This is a genomic window from Pseudomonas sp. 21LCFQ02, from assembly GCF_024129895.2.
In the GTDB taxonomy this organism is placed as follows: domain Bacteria; phylum Pseudomonadota; class Gammaproteobacteria; order Pseudomonadales; family Pseudomonadaceae; genus Aquipseudomonas.
Window position 1 is genome coordinate 3150297 of the sequence record NZ_CM178749.1, and the last position, 16149, is coordinate 3166445.

Annotated in this window: 17 protein-coding genes and 1 pseudogene; 6 read left to right on the forward strand and 12 right to left on the reverse strand. The window is 60.3% G+C overall.

The window, feature by feature from the left end; all coding sequences use genetic code 11:
• Positions 1 to 68 precede the first annotated feature (68 nt).
• Entirely contained in the window at positions 69 to 662 is a 594-nt protein-coding gene (locus tag NJC40_RS14130) for a nitroreductase family protein (RefSeq protein ID WP_253142709.1), read from the reverse strand.
• A 202-nt stretch (positions 663 to 864) separates the two neighbouring features.
• On the opposite strand from NJC40_RS14130, the gene NJC40_RS14135 reads away from it, so the two are divergent.
• The gene (locus NJC40_RS14135; protein WP_253115161.1) at positions 865 to 1314 is read left to right on the forward strand and encodes a YcgN family cysteine cluster protein; all 450 of its coding nucleotides are present in this window, start codon (positions 865 to 867) and stop codon (positions 1312 to 1314) included.
• 4 nt (positions 1315 to 1318) lie between these two features.
• Here NJC40_RS14135 and NJC40_RS14140 read toward each other — a convergent pair whose 3' ends face one another.
• From NJC40_RS14140 to NJC40_RS14155, 4 genes are read right to left on the reverse strand one after another with little or no spacing between them, the layout of a single operon-like run.
• Positions 1319 to 1717 carry a YgaP family membrane protein gene (locus NJC40_RS14140; RefSeq protein WP_045489025.1) on the reverse strand — a complete coding sequence of 133 codons (399 nt, stop codon included), beginning with the start codon at positions 1715 to 1717 and terminating at the stop codon, positions 1319 to 1321.
• 45 nt (positions 1718 to 1762) lie between these two features.
• Entirely contained in the window at positions 1763 to 2299 is a 537-nt protein-coding gene (locus NJC40_RS14145; protein ID WP_045489027.1) for an RNA methyltransferase, read from the reverse strand.
• A 42-nt stretch (positions 2300 to 2341) separates the two neighbouring features.
• Complete coding sequence (locus tag NJC40_RS14150) at positions 2342 to 3295, reverse strand: copper resistance protein B (RefSeq protein WP_290447773.1); 954 nt, start codon at positions 3293 to 3295, stop codon at positions 2342 to 2344.
• Between the two features lie 11 nt (positions 3296 to 3306).
• Positions 3307 to 5046 carry a copper resistance system multicopper oxidase gene (locus tag NJC40_RS14155; protein ID WP_253142710.1) on the reverse strand — a complete coding sequence of 580 codons (1740 nt, stop codon included), beginning with the start codon at positions 5044 to 5046 and terminating at the stop codon, positions 3307 to 3309.
• Positions 5047 to 5550: 504 nt separating this feature from the next.
• Here NJC40_RS14155 and NJC40_RS14160 point away from each other — a divergent pair.
• Positions 5551 to 6252 carry an HAD-IA family hydrolase gene (locus NJC40_RS14160; protein WP_253142711.1) on the forward strand — a complete coding sequence of 234 codons (702 nt, stop codon included), beginning with the start codon at positions 5551 to 5553 and terminating at the stop codon, positions 6250 to 6252.
• 52 nt (positions 6253 to 6304) lie between these two features.
• Here the strand turns inward: NJC40_RS14160 and NJC40_RS14165 are convergent.
• The 4 genes and pseudogenes from NJC40_RS14165 to NJC40_RS14180 all read right to left on the reverse strand — a co-directional run.
• A pseudogene (locus tag NJC40_RS14165) lies at positions 6305 to 6435 on the reverse strand (IS5/IS1182 family transposase); the annotation flags it as partial.
• Positions 6436 to 6582: 147 nt separating this feature from the next.
• Positions 6583 to 6948: a YajD family HNH nuclease gene (locus NJC40_RS14170; RefSeq protein WP_045489033.1), complete on the reverse strand. Its 366-nt coding sequence runs from the start codon at positions 6946 to 6948 to the stop codon at positions 6583 to 6585.
• A gap of 49 nt (positions 6949 to 6997) precedes the next feature.
• Positions 6998 to 7471 (reverse strand): cyclic nucleotide-binding domain-containing protein, encoded by a 474-nt coding sequence (locus NJC40_RS14175; RefSeq protein WP_253142712.1) that lies wholly within the window; start codon positions 7469 to 7471, stop codon positions 6998 to 7000.
• Between the two features lie 93 nt (positions 7472 to 7564).
• Positions 7565 to 9619 (reverse strand): S9 family peptidase, encoded by a 2055-nt coding sequence (locus tag NJC40_RS14180; protein WP_253142713.1) that lies wholly within the window; start codon positions 9617 to 9619, stop codon positions 7565 to 7567.
• 102 nt (positions 9620 to 9721) lie between these two features.
• Between NJC40_RS14180 and NJC40_RS14185 the strand changes: the two genes are divergently transcribed.
• The 3 genes from NJC40_RS14185 (at position 9722) to NJC40_RS14195 (ending at position 11631) form a co-directional block, all read left to right on the forward strand.
• Positions 9722 to 10204, forward strand: a complete 483-nt coding sequence (locus tag NJC40_RS14185; RefSeq protein WP_253142714.1) for an MFS transporter — start codon at positions 9722 to 9724, stop codon at positions 10202 to 10204.
• 69 nt (positions 10205 to 10273) lie between these two features.
• Positions 10274 to 11056, forward strand: coding sequence for a class II glutamine amidotransferase (locus NJC40_RS14190; RefSeq protein ID WP_045489041.1), 783 nt, complete (start codon positions 10274 to 10276; stop codon positions 11054 to 11056).
• 50 nt (positions 11057 to 11106) lie between these two features.
• Entirely contained in the window at positions 11107 to 11631 is a 525-nt protein-coding gene (locus tag NJC40_RS14195; RefSeq protein WP_045489043.1) for a DUF2937 family protein, read from the forward strand.
• A gap of 129 nt (positions 11632 to 11760) precedes the next feature.
• Here the strand turns inward: NJC40_RS14195 and NJC40_RS14200 are convergent, their stop codons facing one another.
• The 3 genes from NJC40_RS14200 to NJC40_RS14210 are packed head-to-tail and all read right to left on the reverse strand — an operon-like array spanning position 11761 to position 14919.
• Positions 11761 to 12939 carry a vWA domain-containing protein gene (locus NJC40_RS14200; protein WP_253142715.1) on the reverse strand — a complete coding sequence of 393 codons (1179 nt, stop codon included), beginning with the start codon at positions 12937 to 12939 and terminating at the stop codon, positions 11761 to 11763.
• A gap of 15 nt (positions 12940 to 12954) precedes the next feature.
• Positions 12955 to 13800, reverse strand: a complete 846-nt coding sequence (locus NJC40_RS14205; protein ID WP_045489048.1) for an AAA family ATPase — start codon at positions 13798 to 13800, stop codon at positions 12955 to 12957.
• 48 nt (positions 13801 to 13848) lie between these two features.
• Complete coding sequence (locus NJC40_RS14210; RefSeq protein ID WP_045489051.1) at positions 13849 to 14919, reverse strand: AsmA family protein; 1071 nt, start codon at positions 14917 to 14919, stop codon at positions 13849 to 13851.
• A 145-nt stretch (positions 14920 to 15064) separates the two neighbouring features.
• Between NJC40_RS14210 and cysK the strand changes: the two genes are divergently transcribed.
• Entirely contained in the window at positions 15065 to 16039 is a 975-nt protein-coding gene (cysK, locus tag NJC40_RS14215) for a cysteine synthase A (RefSeq protein ID WP_045489054.1), read from the forward strand.
• Positions 16040 to 16149 lie beyond the last annotated feature (110 nt).

Below are 16149 nucleotides of genomic sequence, written 5' to 3' on the forward strand. Positions count from 1 at the left end.
CTTCAGCGGCGAAGCCTTCGCCGCTGAAGCAGCTCCTACGAGGCCCGGTGTGTGCTGCGTGATTCAACCTACAGGCTGAAATCACCTTCGGCAGCCAGTTCGCTGACCGGCTGACGCGGGCTCGGTACTTCACGGCCTTGCAGGTATTCCGGCAGGCTTGCCTTGTCGCCGGCCTTGCCCACTGCGACCACCGCGTGAATCGCGTAGTGCTCCGGAATCTTCAGCTCTTGACGGGTCAGGTCCTGATCGAAGCCGGCCATGCCGTGGGTGTGCCAGCCGCTCAGGCTGGCCTGCAGGGCAAACAGCCCCCAGGCGGAGCCGGTGTCGAAGGTGTGCCACAGGGCCGGGCTTTCTTCGCTGGCGCCCGGTGCGGTGAAGGTGGTCTTCGACACAATGACCACCAAGGCTGAGGCGTGCTGGGCCCAGCTGCGGTTGAATTCATTGAGCAGGCCCAGGTAGCGTTCCCAGTTCGGTGTACCACGGCGCGCATACAGGAAGCGCCAAGGCTGTGAATTGTAGGCCGAAGGCGCCCAGCGCGCGGCTTCGATGAAGCTCAGCAGGGTTTCTTCCGGGATCACCGCATCGCTGAACGCCCGCGGCGACCAGCGTTGGATGAATTGCGGGTGAATGTCAAAGTCGGCAACGCGAGGATGAGTGCTCATGGCAGTCCTTGTCGTAGGGAGGGGTTGAATGACGGGCAGACAGGATGGGCCGTGGTCGGCAGGCATCAGGATGTAACAAAGCCTGTCAAAATTACTGTTTCGCACTACCAATGACAAGTCTGGCGACAGCCAGCGCTTGGCCCGCAGCAGTTGTGCCACTAGACTGGCGGCCTTTTCCTGCACCGACGCTGTTTAGCCGCCCATGACCGCCACACTCGAACCTTTCTGGATCCACAAGCGCCTCGACCAACTGAACCGGGACGAGTGGGAGTCGCTGTGCGATGGGTGCGGATTGTGCTGCCTGCAAAAGCTCGAAGACGAAGAAGACAACAGCGTCTACTACACACGCATCGCCTGCAAGCTGCTGGACCTCAAGACGTGCCAGTGTTCGGACTACCCGAACCGTCGCGAGGCCGTGCCGGACTGTATCCAGCTCACCCCAGGCCAGGCCGATGAGTTCAAGTGGCTGCCGCCGACCTGTGGTTATCGGCTGGTCAGCGAAGGCAAGGATCTGCCTGAGTGGCACCACTTGGTCAGCGGTGACCGCAAGGCGGTCCACCGCAAGCGTATCTCCCAGTCCGGACGCATGCTCAGCGAAGACAGCGTGCCTGAAGATGACTGGGAGGATTACCTGATTTTCCGCGCCGGCTAACGCTTCAGATCTCAGGCCTGGAGGTCTTCGGGGTGGCGACCTCGTCAATGACCGTCTCTTTCACCGCCTCGATCACTTTGGGCGCGGTTTTTTCGGCTTTTCTTTTCAGGTGGTGCAGTTCGGCGCCGGCACGTTCGATATCGGTCCGTGCACGGTGCAGATCGCTACGGCTCTTCTCCAGCAGGCTCTTGGCCGAGCAGTGGCCGGTGATGCCTCGGGCCAGAACCGCGCCGCCGATGGCCAGCTGTACCAGACCGAACAGCCCGCCCCGGCGCAGCCCTTTGCCTACCAGCGCCACGCCACCGGCCAGCGAGGTGATGCGCTCCCAGCCCTGAACGTTCTGTTCCGGGCGTTGTGGCGGGAATGGGCGGTCAATGCGTTCGATGATCGGGGTATCGCTCATGATTGCTCTCCTGACGGGTTGAACCATTACTGACTGCCAGCCAAGTCAACTGTTCCCCGAATCTGCATCAATGGCTGCGCGGGCGGCTGGCGTGGGCTCGGTGACCTTGTCACGACCGAACTGCGCACCGGAGCGGGTATTGTTGCCCTTGGCCATGCGGTCGTAGAGCACCACATTGACCGTCGCCGCGAGGTTCATGCAGCCTTCGGTAGGGATGTACACCACGTCCTCGCACCAGTCGCGGATCTCCTGGTCCAGCGAGCCATCTTCCGGGCCGAAGATATACAGGGCGCGATCAGGGTGGGTGTACTCCGGCAAGGCGCGGGCACCTTCGACCAGCTCGACTGCCACTGGGGTGCAGCCCAGCGGCAGGATCTGTTTGAGGTCTTCAATACCGATCAGCGGGATATCCTGGTGGATCTTCTTGGTGTCGGTAACAAAGTCCCTGGCGCGCTCATAGCGTTTACCGGTGTAGAACACCGACGCCACGCCATAGCAACCGGCGGCGCGCATGACCGAGCCGACATTTTCCGGGGATTTGGGGTTATACAGTCCGATACAGGCGTAGCGTTTGTTGCCCACGGTGAAGTGCTCTGGAGAAAAGCCGGCAAGTATACGGCAGATTCAGAACCACAGCCGTACCCCCAGCACCAGCCGTGCTTCACTGCGCGCTTCACCCTCAGCCCTGGCGTAGTCAGCGCTATTGCCGTAGCGATGGTTCCAGGTCACGCCGACATAGGGCGCAAACTCGCGGTGGATCTCATAGCGCAGGCGCAAACCCAGTTCGCTGTCGGCAAGACCTGCACCGACCCCGCGTTGCTCATCGTTGCTGGCATACAGGTTGACCTCTGCCGAAGGCTGCAAAATCAGCCGGTTGGTAATCAGCAAGTCGTACTCGGCTTCCAGGCGTAGCGCAGCCTGGCCGCTTTCGCCGATAAACGCCGTAGCTTCGGTTTCCAGCCCGGACAGCGGCATGCCCTGAATCCCGAACGCCGCCCAGGTTTGCGCGGCACCGGGCTTGAAGTCCTGACGTATGCCACCCAGCAAATCCCACCAGGGCGAAATTGAATGGCCCCACAGCGCCTGTACTTCGGCGTGCTCGGTACGCCCTTGACTGCGTTCGCCCTCGCTGCGTAACCACAACCGGTCGATGTCCCCACCGACCCAGCCGTCGACATTCCAGGCCAGCGCACTGCCGTGTTCGCCATCCTGCCATTCGAGCCTGTCCAGCAACACCTGGTGATTCCAGGCGTTGTCGTGCATCTGGTGCCCTGCCGGGTGCTGGTACACCGCCGCCCGGTCAGCGTCGGTCAGGGGCGGGACTGGCGAGGCAACGGCGGGTGGCATTGAATGGCCGCTGTGTGTGCTCATGTCGTGGCCTGCGTGACCCTGATGAGCATCAGTGGCGGGCGCAGGCGCGTGTCCTGCATGCTCGTCTAGCGGCTGGGCGTGCATGGCAGGGTCCGCCATGGCGCCGTGGCTGGAGTGGTCCATATTGTGACCGGTGCCTTGCGCGGCCAGCGCGACCGGGCTGAACAGCAGGCTGGTGGTCAATAGCAGGGCAGGGCGGCGGCTCATGTGCGTCAGGCTCATTCTTGTACCCTCACTTCGCGGAACATGCCGGTCTCCATGTGGTACAGCAGGTGGCAGTGATAGGCCCAGCGGCCCAGCGCGTCGGCAGTCACCCGGTAGCTGCGCCGCGTGCCGGGCGGCATGTCGATGGTGTGCTTGCGGACCATGAAGCGCCCGTGCTCGTCCTCCAGATCGCTCCACATGCCATGCAAGTGAATGGGGTGGGTCATCATGGTGTCGTTGACCAGCACGATACGCACCCGCTCGCCATACCTGAGCAACAAGGGTTCGGCGTCGGAAAACTTCACACCATTGAACGACCAGGCGAATTTTTCCATGTGCCCGGTCAGGTGCAGTTCAATGCTGCGGCCTGGTTCGCGGCCATCGGGGTCAGCGAAGCGGCTGCGCAGGTCAGCGTAAGTCAGCACCCGTCGGCCGTTATCGCGCAGGCCGATACCTGGATCATCCAGCTTGGCCGTTGGCTGGGTGGTCTGCATATCAACCAGCGGATTGCCCTCTTCGCTGGCGGGGTGTTCGATGGGTTGCGAACCGCTGCCATGCTGCATGCCCGGCATCGCTGGCATGGCGGCGTGATTCATTTGGCCATGGTTTATCTGGTCATGGCCCATGCCCGCATGGCTCATGTTCATATCGGCCATGCCCAGCAGTGGCCGTGGGTCCAACTGCGGCACTGGCGCACGTAGCCCCGGCTGGCTGGCCAGCGTGCCGCAGGCAAAGCCGCTGCGGTCCATGGCCTGGGCGAACAGGGTATAGGCGGGGGCCTGTGGCTCGATGATCACGTCATAGGTTTCTGCCACGGCGATACGCAGTTCATCGACGGTCACGGGTTCGACATGCAAGCCATCGGCGGCAACCACGGTCATTTTCAGGCCCGGTATGCGCAGGTCGAAGTAGCTCATGGCCGAGCCGTTGATCAGCCGCAGGCGGACCTTTTCGCCGGGCGTGAACAGCCCGGTCCAGTTCATGTCCGGTGCCTGGCCGTTCATCAGGTAGGTGTAGGTCGCGCCGCCGACATCAGCGATATCGGTGGGGTTCATGCGCATCTGCGCCCACATTTTCCGGTCGGCGACAGTCTGGCTCCAGCCGTGCCGGCCGACGTCGTCAATGAAGTCGATCAGGGTGCGTTTCTGGCGATTATAGTAATCGCCTTGCTGCTTGAGTTTCTTCAGCAGCGTGGCAGGTTTCTCGTCGGTCCAGTCAGTGAGCATCACCACATGCTCACGCTGGTACTCGAACGGCTCGGGTTGCCTGGCATCGATGATCAGCGGCCCGTAGACCCCGGCCTGCTCCTGTAACCCGGAGTGGCTGTGATACCAGTAGGTGCCGTTCTGGCGCACCTTGAAGCGGTACTCATACATGCCGTCAGGGGCGATTCCGGCAAAACTCAGGCCCGGTACACCGTCCATATTGGCTGGCAGGATGATGCCGTGCCAGTGAATGGAGGTCGGTTCTTGCAGCCGGTTACGCACGCGCACCGTCACCGTATCGCCCTCACGCCAGCGCAACAACGGGCCGGGCAAGCCGTTATTGATGGTCAGTGCGGTACGCGGCCGACCGGTGATGTTCACCGGCGTTTCACCGATGAACAGCTCGAATTCGGTGCCGCTCAGTTCCTGCGGTTGCTGATTGCCGGCCGCAGCGGCCCGCAGCGGCGTAGCCAGCAAGCCCAATCCACCCAGCAGCCCGCCGGCGGCCAGGCCCTGAACGAACGTACGTCGTGAAGTCTTGAAAGGCATCGCAGTAGAAGTCCCATGCATCGATGGGCGTGAAGATGCCATAACGCACAGCGGTGGGTGATTACATTTACGTCAGGTTAAAAAGCATGAGCAACGCTATAGGCATAAGCATTCGGCGAACTCTCCTGGTAACCGAGTGTGCCCTGAGAGGGTGTTTACAAAATAGGCGAACGAAGGCAAGACAAGGCGAAATCGGGCGGAAAAGCGCAGTGTACAGAAGTACATGAGCATGTTGACCGGGCTGGCGATCCAGGCCGATTTCAACGCAGTATTGCTAAGTGCAGCCATTTTGTAGACACCCTCTAAGCTTATGCATAACAAGTCTTATACCTATCCAGGTCGGTCTCATAAGCTGGCGTTTTGGGCACCTCTAAAAACGACCTGCGTTGCCAGCACTGCGTTAAAAAACGGCTCAGGATGCTCATTTACAACCCGTAAACTCCGCTCCCTCGCCGTTTTTTGCCTTGCGCAGGCTGCCTCGCCTACGTTTTTAGAGGTGACCTTTTGCAAGATATATCTATTGAATGTACCGGGATCTGTTTGCAATGCGAAGTCCGGGACACGATGAAGGAGGCTGCGTTGATTCGGGCTTTTATGGTTGATGTGGATGGTGTCGTCGTCGATGGTCGGCCCGCCGACGGCCAAGGCTGGGCTTCATCACTTGAAGAGGATCTCGGGCTGGCAAGCTCGGATCTTCATAAGGCGCTGTTCGAGCCCTACTGGGATGCCATAGTTACCGGCAAGTTATCCCTTGAAGAGAGGCTTGCCTCGGTGCTGGCAGACATTGCTCCGAACCTTTCTGCGCATAGATTATTGAATTACTGGTTTGAAAACGATGCTCGGCTCAATCTCGGGTTGCTGGCGGACCTGGCCCGTCATCGTCGTCGTGGGGTGAAAGTATTTCTCGCGTCCAATCAGGAACACCTACGCGCAGAGTTTTTAATGACGTCACTTGGCCTGGATCACTACTGCGATGGTATCTTTTACTCCGCAGCGCTGTCTTGGCGAAAGCCAAGCCTTGAGTTTTATAAAAAGATCACCGAGTTGTCCGGATTTCTACCAGAGGAGTTACTCCTGATTGATGATACTCCAGCTAATGTTCAGGCTGCACTTGAGTCGGGCTGGAATGCTATTTGTTGGACGAAGTCCAGCGAGCTTGAAGCGCAGATCAGTGATCTACAAGTAATAGGCGAAAGTGCAAAATGACCCTGCGCAGGGTCGTATCGTGAACAGCGACTGCTCTTGAGTTCTGTAAGAAAAAGTACTGCTGCCTACAAAGTAGGCGGCAGGCCAAGGTGACCATAGCCGCAACGCTCCTGGCCAGCCAAACATCCGTTCACTGATGCTCCGCTGTCGATACTTTGGACAATCAAAGAGTCGCGGCAAGCCATGCGGGCCGCCAGCCAATCATGGCGCAAACGCTACCGGCACCGACTTTTAGTACAAAACCTAAAAAGTATGAGCGGCTGTGTTTTTGCCGTTGTTCTTCGGGCCGAGCCCGCGCTGTGGCGCCAGATCAGCACAGAGGTGCAGCGCTCACTCATCCTTCTTCATCAAGCCTGCCAGCGCCGCAAACGGGTTATGCGTGGCCTTGGCGATTTTCGGTGTGCTCAGTGAGTCTTCGCTGAAGTACTGCTGGTCGGTGTATCGCGCATGTTCGTTGTCATGGCAATACAGGCACAGCAACTCCCAGTTTGAGCCGTCCTGGGGGTTGTTGTCGTGGTTGTGGTCACGATGGTGTACCGTCAATTCGCTCAGGCGCTTGCCGGAAAACTCCCGGGCGCAGCGCCCGCAGACATGCGGGTACATGCGCAGGGCCTTGTCACGGTAGCCTTTTTCCCGTTCGCGCTGGGTTTCGGCGAGGATGCGGTCCAGTTTGGAAGTGTTCGACGGCGTGCTCATACAATGGCCTTGCTGCAGGTGTGGAATACGCCGTCAGTCTATCAGGCTGTCAAACCTGCTGCGCGAGCAACTGCCCATCGACCATGCGCAGCCGCCTGGACAATGAAATCGCCAATGCGCGAATAATCTTTGCCGCAATCTTCGGCGCCTCGTCGATCATCTTGTCCAGCGAGTCACGCCCCAGGGTCAGCAACTGGCAGTGGCTGGCAGCGATGCAACTGGCCGAGCGACGTTCGCCATCGAGCACCGCCATTTCGCCCAACGCCCGGCCGCGGCGCAGGCTGGCGATATCCACCGCCTGGCCGTCGGGGTTGAGTTTGCGCACCACCACGTTGCCCTGGTCAATGATGCACATGAAGGTTCCGGGGTCGCCTTCATTGAAGATGACCTGGTCCTTGTCGAATTCAGTGATGCTGAAATAACCGGCGACGCTGGCCAACTCGCTGGATGACACGGAATCAAAAAGCCCGCAGTCGAGCAGCATGGTGTGAATCGCGGTGTTCATGTTGGACGGTTCAGGCATGATTCGGTCTTGTTCTGATTGGTTTACGCTCACGGTCAACGCTTGTTGCAGCCAGGCGCCCGATGACGACGGTCTGGCTGCAAAGCACGGCTATCAACCAGCCAGGTCAAGTACTTTGAACACAAAACCGTATTCAAGTGCCACATCCCGCAGACCCTGATAGCGGCCGCTCATGCCGCCATGGCCGGCGCCCAGCTCGGTCTTGAGCAGCAGCAGGTTGTCGTCGGTCTTGTGCTCACGCAACCGCGCCACCCACTTGGCTGCCTCCCAGTACTGCACGCGGCTGTCGTTGTAACCGGCGATCACCAGCGTTGCCGGGTAGGCCTGGGCCTGGACGTTTTCATAAGGCGCATAGGCTTTGATCCGCTCATACACTTGCGGTTCTTGCGGATTACCCCATTCGTCGTATTCGGTGACGGTCAGCGGCAGCTCCGGGTCGAGCATGGTGTTGAGCACGTCGACAAACGGCACTTCGGCAATTGCCGCACGGAAAAGTTCAGGGCGCTGGTTGAGTACCGCGCCGATCAACAACCCGCCAGCGCTACCGCCGCTGATCACCAGTTGCCCGGCGCGGGTCAGGCCTTTGTCGATCAGGTGTTCGGCGCAGGCAATGAAGTCGCCGAAGGTGTTGTGTTTGTGTTCCTGCTTGCCGGCGCGATACCAGGCTTCGCCCAGCTCGCCGCCGCCACGCACGTGGGCGATGGCAAAGGCTACGCCGCGGTCGAGCAGGCTCAGGCGGGCATGGGAAAACCACGGGTCGAGGCTCGCGCCGTAGGCGCCGTAGCCATACAGGTAAACCGGCGTTGGCTGGCCCAGGCAGTCACGGCGCACCACCAGGCTGATCGGCACTTGAGTGCCGTCGGCGGCGGTTGCCCAGAGGCGCTGACTCACATAGGCATCGGCATCGAACTCGCCGAGTACCGGGGTCTGCTTGAGTACCTGTTGATGGCCGTTGTCCAGTTGCAACTGGCGTACTTGAGAGGGGCGGTTCAGTGACTGGTAGCGCAGACGAATACGGTCGCTGTCGAACTCCAGGCTGTCCTGCACGTACAGGCTGTAGGCGGCATCAGGCAACTGCACGCGGTAGGACGGCAGGTTCTGCGGGCGCACCTCGATCACTGGCAGGCCACCTTCACGCAGGCTCAGGGTGATGGCTTTGGCATTGAGGGTCACGCCATCGAGCATCACTGTATCGCTGTGGGGCACCAGCGGCTGCCAGTCGGCGCGGGCTGGAATACCGGTGGCCGGTGCCTGGTAAAGCGCGAAGTTGATACCGTCCTGGTTGCTGCGAATGAACCAGGTCCATTGGCCATCGAGCAGGCCATGATCGACGTCATATTCGTGGCCTTCGACCCGTGGTGCCAGGCAAGTGAACGCCTGCGCTGGCTGATCGGCGTCCAGTACCCAGGCTTCGCTGGTGGTCTTGCTGCCCAGTTGCAGCAGCAACTGGCGCTCCGAGCTGCTGCGTGCGCATTGCAGGAAAAAACGCCCGTCCGGCTCGCAGAACACCTCCTCGGCATTTGCCTCGCCCAAACGATGGCGATGGAGCTTCCAGGGCCTGTGCGTGTCGTCCAGCGTTGCGAAGAACAGGGTCTGGCTGTCATTGGCCCAGGTCATGCTCCCGTCGCAGTCCTCGAAGGGCAGGCTGTGCACCTCGCCGCTGTCCAGTTCCTTGACGAACAACTGGTAGATCTCATCGCCCGAGGTGTCCAGGCTGTAGGCCAGACGGCGGTGGTCAGGGCTGATGCTGAAGCTGCCCAGCGACAGGAAGCCACCGTTGGCCAGTACGTTCGGGTCCAGCAACAGCTGTTCGGTGGGTTCGTCTGGCTGATGGGAGCCGTCGGCCGGGCGTGCGCAGCGGTAATGGCGCGCGTATTCGTCGCCGGCGGTGGTGCGGGTGTAATACAGGTACGGGCCCCAGGGCGAGGGCAGCGACAGGTCGGTCTCCTGGATGCGCGCCTTGATTTCTTCAAACAGCGCCTCGCGCAGAGCCTGTTGGTCGCCTAGCTGTGCATCGGTATAAGCGTTTTCGGCTTTCAGGTAATCGAGTACTTCAGTGCTGTCGCGCTCTTGCAGCCAGACATAAGGGTCCTGGCCATCGGCCTTACGGGCTACAGGGGCGCTGGCGCAGGTAGTAGGTGAAGTCATGCCGGGCTCTCCTGGATAAAACGTGGTTCACATGCCGGACGCGCCGGGGCCGTGAAAAGCCGTTATCATAAGCGTCTATTTGACTGGCTGACCACGCACCACATGACTGAACATGACTATCTGATCGCCTGGGGTCTCTACGCCGTTGCTGCATTGGGCTGCCTGCTGGTGCTGTTTGTAATGACCGGCTGGATGTGGCGCTACCTCAAGGAGCCGCTGCGGGTGATTGGCGCGGTGCTGCTGTTTACCCCGACCGTGGTTGATCCGGCACGTGATCTTTACGCGCCGGCGGTGGCTATTTCGGCACTGGATCTGCTGTTCAAGGTGGGCAGCAATGTCTGGACGGCGGTGCTCGACCTTGCCATGTATGGTCTGTGTGCGTTCATTGCTTACCTGGTGTTCGTGCTGGTGCGCATGCCCATCGAAAAAAGCCGCAAGGCACGCCAGGAGCAGCTTGAAGCCCGCAAGCAACAGGCCGCTGCGCAGGATGACGAGGATGATGAGCCGTTCGGCAAGAGTGAGCTTTACGGCCGCAGCCCGGAACCGGCGTCGACGCTGCGCACCCGGGTCGAGCCGCGGCTGTAACCGTTCGCTTCGTGGGGGCGCGCCGGCTGTACGCCTGCGCAGGCAATGTTTTGAAGCGAGTACCTGAACATGTGTGAACTGCTGGGCATGAGTGCCAATGTCCCGACTGATATCGTTTTCAGCTTTACCGGCCTGATGCAGCGCGGCGGCCGCACCGGTCCGCACCGTGATGGCTGGGGCATCGGTTTTTATGAGGGGCGCGGCCTGCGCCTGTTTCAGGATCCGGCGGCCAGCAGCGAGTCGGAAGTCGCGCAGTTGGTACAGCGTTATCCGATCAAGAGCGAAGTGGTGATCGGCCATATCCGCCAGGCCAACGTCGGCAAAGTCTGCCTGTCCAACACGCACCCGTTTGTACGTGAACTGTGGGGCCGGAACTGGTGCTTTGCCCACAATGGCCAGCTGGCGGATTTCAATCCGCAGCACAGTTTCTATAGGCCGGTGGGCGATACTGACAGCGAAGCGGCGTTCTGCGACCTGCTTAACCGCATTCGCGAGGCGTACCCTGAGCCCGTGGAAATCGAGCAGCTTTTGCCAACGCTGGTAGAGGCCTGCAACGAGTACCGTGGCAAAGGGGTATTCAATGGCTTGCTGAGTGATGGCGACTGGCTATTTTGCTTTTGTTCCACCAAGCTGGTGCACATTACCCGACGGGCGCCATTTGGCCCTGCGCGGTTGAAGGATGTCGATGTGATCGTCGATTTCCAGGCTGAAACAACGCCCCACGACGTGGTCACCGTGATCGCCACCGAAGCCTTGACCGAGAATGAGACCTGGACCGGTTACGAACCGGGCCAGTGGGGGCTGTGGCGCAAGGGGGAGTGTGTCACCCACGGCACCACCGCAACACCGTAATACCTGCTTTGAACGACCGACCCGCCAAAAAATCAAAAAGAGGGATATCGATGCTGCGTAGTTACCTGCGACTGGTTCTGTTCACCACCGCACTGTTGTTCGGCGTCCAGGCGCCAGGTTTCATCAGTGATTACAGCAAGCGGGTCGAGGCGCACCTGATCGAGGCGCAGCAGGCGATCAAGGGCTTCAAAGCGACCGCGCAGCAGTTCTTCAACGGTGATATTCAGGCACTGATCCAGCACTACCGCAACAGCGAAGACCCGGTGTTTCGCAACGACGCCAGCAACATCGAAAACCTGCTCAGCCGCACCCAGGTACTGGAGCGTCAATGGCTGGGCCTGCAAGGCTCCATGGCCGGCAAAGCCTGGCACGTCGCGACTGCCGCCGACCCTGACATCCGCCGCGAAACCCTTGATGGCTACACCTGGCAACTGCTGCTCACCCCCGTGGTGATCGGCTGGGGTATCGCCAGCGCGGTGATCCTCACCTTCCTGGTTGAAGGCCTGTTCCTGCTGCTGGGCTGGGTGGTCAACGGCGGCCGGCGCAAACCGAAAATGCGCGCCGAGTGGCGTTGAGCAAAACGCTGGTGATTGTCCGCAGGAGATCGCCCGCCGCCTCGGCGCCGAGCTGTCGCGCAGCAAACACGGCCCCGTAGGAGCGGCTTTAGCCGCGAAGGCTTCCCGGCTGAACCGGATCGGCCGCTCTTACTTGGCCAAATAGCGAATCCCTTCCTCCAGCCCTTCCAGGGTCAGCGGATACATCCGCTGCTCTACCAGGTCGCGCACAATGTGCGTCGAGGTCGTGTAATCCCAGACGTTCTTCGGGTAAGGATTGATCCACACCAGCTTTTTGAACTTGCTCATGAACCGCTGCATCCACAGATGGCCCGGCTCCTCGTTCCAGTGTTCGACGCTGCCACCGGCATGCGTGATCTCATAAGGTGCCATGGACGCATCACCGACGAAGATCACTTTGTAATCGGCGCCATAGGTATGCAGCACGTCCTGGGTGGCGATGCGCTCGGCATTGCGCCGCTGATTATCCTTCCACAGCGTTTCATAAACGAAGTTGTGGAAATAGTAATACTCCAGGTGCTTGAACTCGGTCTTGCACGCCGAGAACAGCTCTTCGCAAACCTTCACATGCGCATCCATCGAGCCGCCAATGTCGAACAGCAACAGCAGTTTCACGGCGTTGCGTCGCTCCGGGCGCATCTGGATGTTCAGCAGTCCCGCATCGCGGGCGGTGTGTTCGATAGTGCCATCGAGGTCCAGCTCTTCGGCCGCCCCCTCACGGGCGAACTTGCGCAGCCTTCGCAGTGCGACTTTCAGGTTGCGGGTGCCCAGCTCGACCTGATCATCGAGGTTGCGGTACTCGCGTTGGTCCCAGACTTTGACCGCCTTGCCCTGACGCTGCCCGGCATCGCCCACCCGGATGCCTTCGGGGTGATAGCCTCCGGAGCCAAACGGGCTGGTGCCGCCGGTGCCGATCCACTTGTTGCCGCCAGCGTGGCGCTCTTTCTGTTCGGCCAGGCGCTGCTTGAACGCCTCCAGCAGTTTGTCCAGGCCTCCGAGTGACTGGATCTGCGCCCGCTCTTCAGGCGTCAGCGAACGTTCGAATTCCTTGCGCAACCAGTCTTCGGGAATCAGCGCCTGCAACGCGTCATCAAGATCCTGCAGGCCATTGAAGTAAGCGCTAAAAGCCCGGTCGAACTTGTCAAAGTGGCGCTCGTCCTTGACCAGAATGGTGCGGGCCAGAAAGTAGAACTCGTCGATATCGGCAAACACCACACGTTGTTGCAGGGCCTCGATCAGGTCCAGCAGTTCGCGCAACGACACCGGTACTTTTGCGGCACGCATTTCGTTAAACAGATTGATCAGCATGGCGAGGGCCTTTGTTCAGCGGTTGCCGCGCCGGCTCATGAACGCCAGGCGTTCGAGCAATTGCACATCCTGCTCGTTCTTCACCAGGGCACCGGCCAGCGGTGGAATGGCCTTGGTCGGATTGCGCTCGCGCAGCACTTCTTCGCCAATCTCGTCGGCCATCAACAGCTTCAGCCAGTCGACCAGTTCCGAGGTCGAGGGCTTCTTCTTGAGGCCCGGCACTTTGCGCACATCGAAAAACACATCCAGCGCTTCGCTGACCAGGCTTTGCTTGATGTTCGGGAAGTGCACATCGACGATCTTTTGCAGTGTCTGGCGGTCGGGGAAGGCGATGTAATGGAAGAAGCAGCGGCGCAGAAAGGCGTCGGGCAGTTCTTTCTCGTTATTGGAGGTAATGATGATGATCGGCCGGTGCCGGGCCTTGATGGTCTCGTCGGTCTCGTAGACGTAGAACTCCATGCGGTCGAGTTCTTGCAGCAGGTCGTTAGGAAACTCGATATCGGCCTTGTCGATCTCGTCGATCAGCAGAATCACCCGCTCGGGTGCTTCGAAGGCTTCCCAGAGCTTGCCCTTTTTCAGGTAGTTACGCACGTCGTGAACCTTGTCCACGCCCAGTTGCGAGTCGCGCAGGCGGCTGACCGCATCGTACTCGTACAAGCCCTGATGGGCCTTGGTGGTGGACTTGATGTGCCAGGTGATCAGCCGTGCGCCAAAGGATTCGGCCAACTGCTCGGCCAGCAAGGTCTTGCCGGTGCCTGGCTCGCCTTTGACCAGCAACGGTCGCTCCAGAGTGACGGCGGCGTTGACCGCCAGTTTGAGGTCGTCGGTGGCGACGTAGGTGGCGGTGCCTTCGAACTTCATCGTTGATGGATCCTCGTAACCCGGGCAAAGGGATGAATATAGCCTGTATCACTGCGCATCGGTGCCTTCATATCGGGCATTGAAGGCCTGGATAAAGCCATTGCGCAAAATCCCCCAGAACGCCTGCAAGCCACTGATGTTCTGCTGCTTGACGCTGCCAGACAGCGCTACACGGGTCGCGAACTGGTTCTTTTGCTGGTTTTTGAGCACGGTTTCACTGGCGCCGACCAGGGCCTCCCAGACCGAGCGCAACAAGCCCTTGTTCTGGTTCTCGACGTCCTGCTGCCAGTTGAACACCTCGACGTCGCGCAGCAAGGGCTTGATATAGCCGTCCAGCCGGCCGTCGACCGCCTGGGCTTCGATGACCAGATCGCCGTGCCCGGCGTTGAAGTCGAACTTGCCATAGGCCGAGGCAAAGTCGTTCATGCGTTTGAGCTCTATGCCGGTGGCGCGCAGCCGAAAGTCAAAGTCCTGAAAGTTGTTCATCGGATCGAACGTGGCGGTGCTTTCAAGGCGGGCGCTCTGCAACAGCCGGGCCTTGCCTTCGAAGCGTGCGTCCCGAGGGCCCTGCAGGTCGACCACGTTGGTCAGGTTGTACAGGCTGGCGTTGACCTGATCGGCCTCGATACGCACTTTCGGTGTAGTACTGAAGTTATTGAAGGTGATCTGGCCGTTATCGATGCGCAACTCGTTGAGGGTGAACGGCAGGACTTTATCCAGTTGCGCCCGCCAGTCGGTGCCCTGACCGGTCTGCGAAGCGCTGCGGTCTTGGCCGCCGTCGACGAAGTTGAGTTGCGGTTCGCTGAAAATCACCTCACCGACCACGGCATGATCCTGCCACAGCGAGCGCCAGCTTATGGCCAGTTCGATCAGCGGCGCCTGCAGAAACGGCACCGGCACTTTGCCGTCGACCTTGACGATCTGCAGCGCCTTGATCCGATAGGCGCCGCGCCACCAGGCCAGCTCGACATCGGCGATGCGGCCACGGTAATCGCCCATGTCTGCCAGCTTGTCGTTCAGGTAGTCGCGCACCAGATAAGGCAGGGCCAGGTGCAGGGCCAGCAGCAGGCTGGCCAGACCGGCCAGAGTCCATAATGGCCAGCGGTAGCGACGTTTCATGGTATTGGCCTCGAAAAGACGGTTAACAGGCTGTTGAGAGTTGACTGCCGTCAAGATCAATCGTTTCGCTGTGACTGGACGCAAAACAGCCTTGCGCATAGGCTGTTGGGTCTTTCTCAAATGCCTTTGCAACAAGGACACCGTCATGAGCCGGATCTATGCAGACAATGCCCACTCCATCGGCAATACGCCGCTGGTGCAGATCAACCGGATAGCGCCGCGCGGCGTGACCATCCTGGCCAAGATCGAAGGTCGCAACCCTGGCTATTCGGTCAAATGCCGGATCGGCGCGAACATGGTCTGGGACGCCGAGAGCAGCGGCAAACTCAAGCCGGGCATGACCATTGTCGAACCGACTTCCGGCAACACCGGCATTGGTCTGGCCTTCGTTGCAGCGGCGCGGGGCTACAAGCTGATCCTGACCATGCCGTCCTCCATGAGCCTGGAGCGTCGCAAAGTGCTCAAGGCGCTCGGCGCAGAGCTGGTGTTGACCGAGCCTGCCAAGGGCATGAAAGGCGCGATTGCCAAGGCTGAAGAGTTGCTGGCGGCCAACCCCGGCGAGTACTTCATGCCAGCGCAGTTCGACAACCCGGCCAACCCGGCGATTCACGAGAAAACCACCGGCCCGGAAATCTGGGCTGATACCGACGGCGCGATCGACGTGCTGGTCGCGGGTGTTGGTACCGGCGGCACCATCACCGGCGTCTCGCGCTACATCAAACAAACCGCTGGCAAGCCGATCCTGTCGGTGGCGGTCGAGCCTGAGACCTCGCCGATCATCGCCCAGGCGCTGGCTGGTGAAGAAATCAAGCCGGCCCCGCACAAGATTCAGGGCATCGGCGCCGGGTTCATCCCGAACAACCTCGATCTGTCGCTGCTCGACCGCGTCGAGTCTGTCAGCGAAGACGAAGCCAAGAGCATGGCCCTGCGCCTGATGCAGGAAGAGGGCATCCTGTGCGGTATTTCCTGCGGTGCTGCCATGGCCGCTGCCGTGCGGCTGGCTGAAAAGCCCGAGATGCAGGGCAAGACCCTGGTGGTGATCCTGCCCGACTCGGGCGAGCGCTACCTGTCGAGCATGCTGTTCAGCGACCTGTTCACCGACCAGCAATTGCAGCAGTGAGTTTCTTGCCGGTCGGTCAAAGGTTTATGATGGCCGACTTGTTAAGCGCTTGATGCGCTGAAGAACTTCTGGCCGGTGCGTACCGGCCTTACGACCCGAACTGACGGGCG

Coding starts and splice junctions, on each gene's coding strand:
- NJC40_RS14130 (WP_253142709.1), bottom strand. CDS start 662: ATGAGCACTCATCCTCGCGTTGCCGACTTTGACATTCACCCGCAATTC.
- NJC40_RS14135 (WP_253115161.1), top strand. CDS start 865: ATGACCGCCACACTCGAACCTTTCTGGATCCACAAGCGCCTCGACCAA.
- NJC40_RS14140 (WP_045489025.1), bottom strand. CDS start 1,717: ATGAGCGATACCCCGATCATCGAACGCATTGACCGCCCATTCCCGCCA.
- NJC40_RS14150 (WP_290447773.1), bottom strand. CDS start 3,295: ATGAGCCGCCGCCCTGCCCTGCTATTGACCACCAGCCTGCTGTTCAGC.
- NJC40_RS14155 (WP_253142710.1), bottom strand. CDS start 5,046: ATGCCTTTCAAGACTTCACGACGTACGTTCGTTCAGGGCCTGGCCGCC.
- NJC40_RS14170 (WP_045489033.1), bottom strand. CDS start 6,948: ATGAGCACGCCGTCGAACACTTCCAAACTGGACCGCATCCTCGCCGAA.
- NJC40_RS14175 (WP_253142712.1), bottom strand. CDS start 7,471: ATGCCTGAACCGTCCAACATGAACACCGCGATTCACACCATGCTGCTC.
- NJC40_RS14180 (WP_253142713.1), bottom strand. CDS start 9,619: ATGACTTCACCTACTACCTGCGCCAGCGCCCCTGTAGCCCGTAAGGCC.
- NJC40_RS14185 (WP_253142714.1), top strand. CDS start 9,722: ATGACTGAACATGACTATCTGATCGCCTGGGGTCTCTACGCCGTTGCT.
- NJC40_RS14190 (WP_045489041.1), top strand. CDS start 10,274: ATGTGTGAACTGCTGGGCATGAGTGCCAATGTCCCGACTGATATCGTT.
- NJC40_RS14195 (WP_045489043.1), top strand. CDS start 11,107: ATGCTGCGTAGTTACCTGCGACTGGTTCTGTTCACCACCGCACTGTTG.
- NJC40_RS14200 (WP_253142715.1), bottom strand. CDS start 12,939: ATGCTGATCAATCTGTTTAACGAAATGCGTGCCGCAAAAGTACCGGTG.
- NJC40_RS14205 (WP_045489048.1), bottom strand. CDS start 13,800: ATGAAGTTCGAAGGCACCGCCACCTACGTCGCCACCGACGACCTCAAA.
- NJC40_RS14210 (WP_045489051.1), bottom strand. CDS start 14,919: ATGAAACGTCGCTACCGCTGGCCATTATGGACTCTGGCCGGTCTGGCC.
- cysK (WP_045489054.1), top strand. CDS start 15,065: ATGAGCCGGATCTATGCAGACAATGCCCACTCCATCGGCAATACGCCG.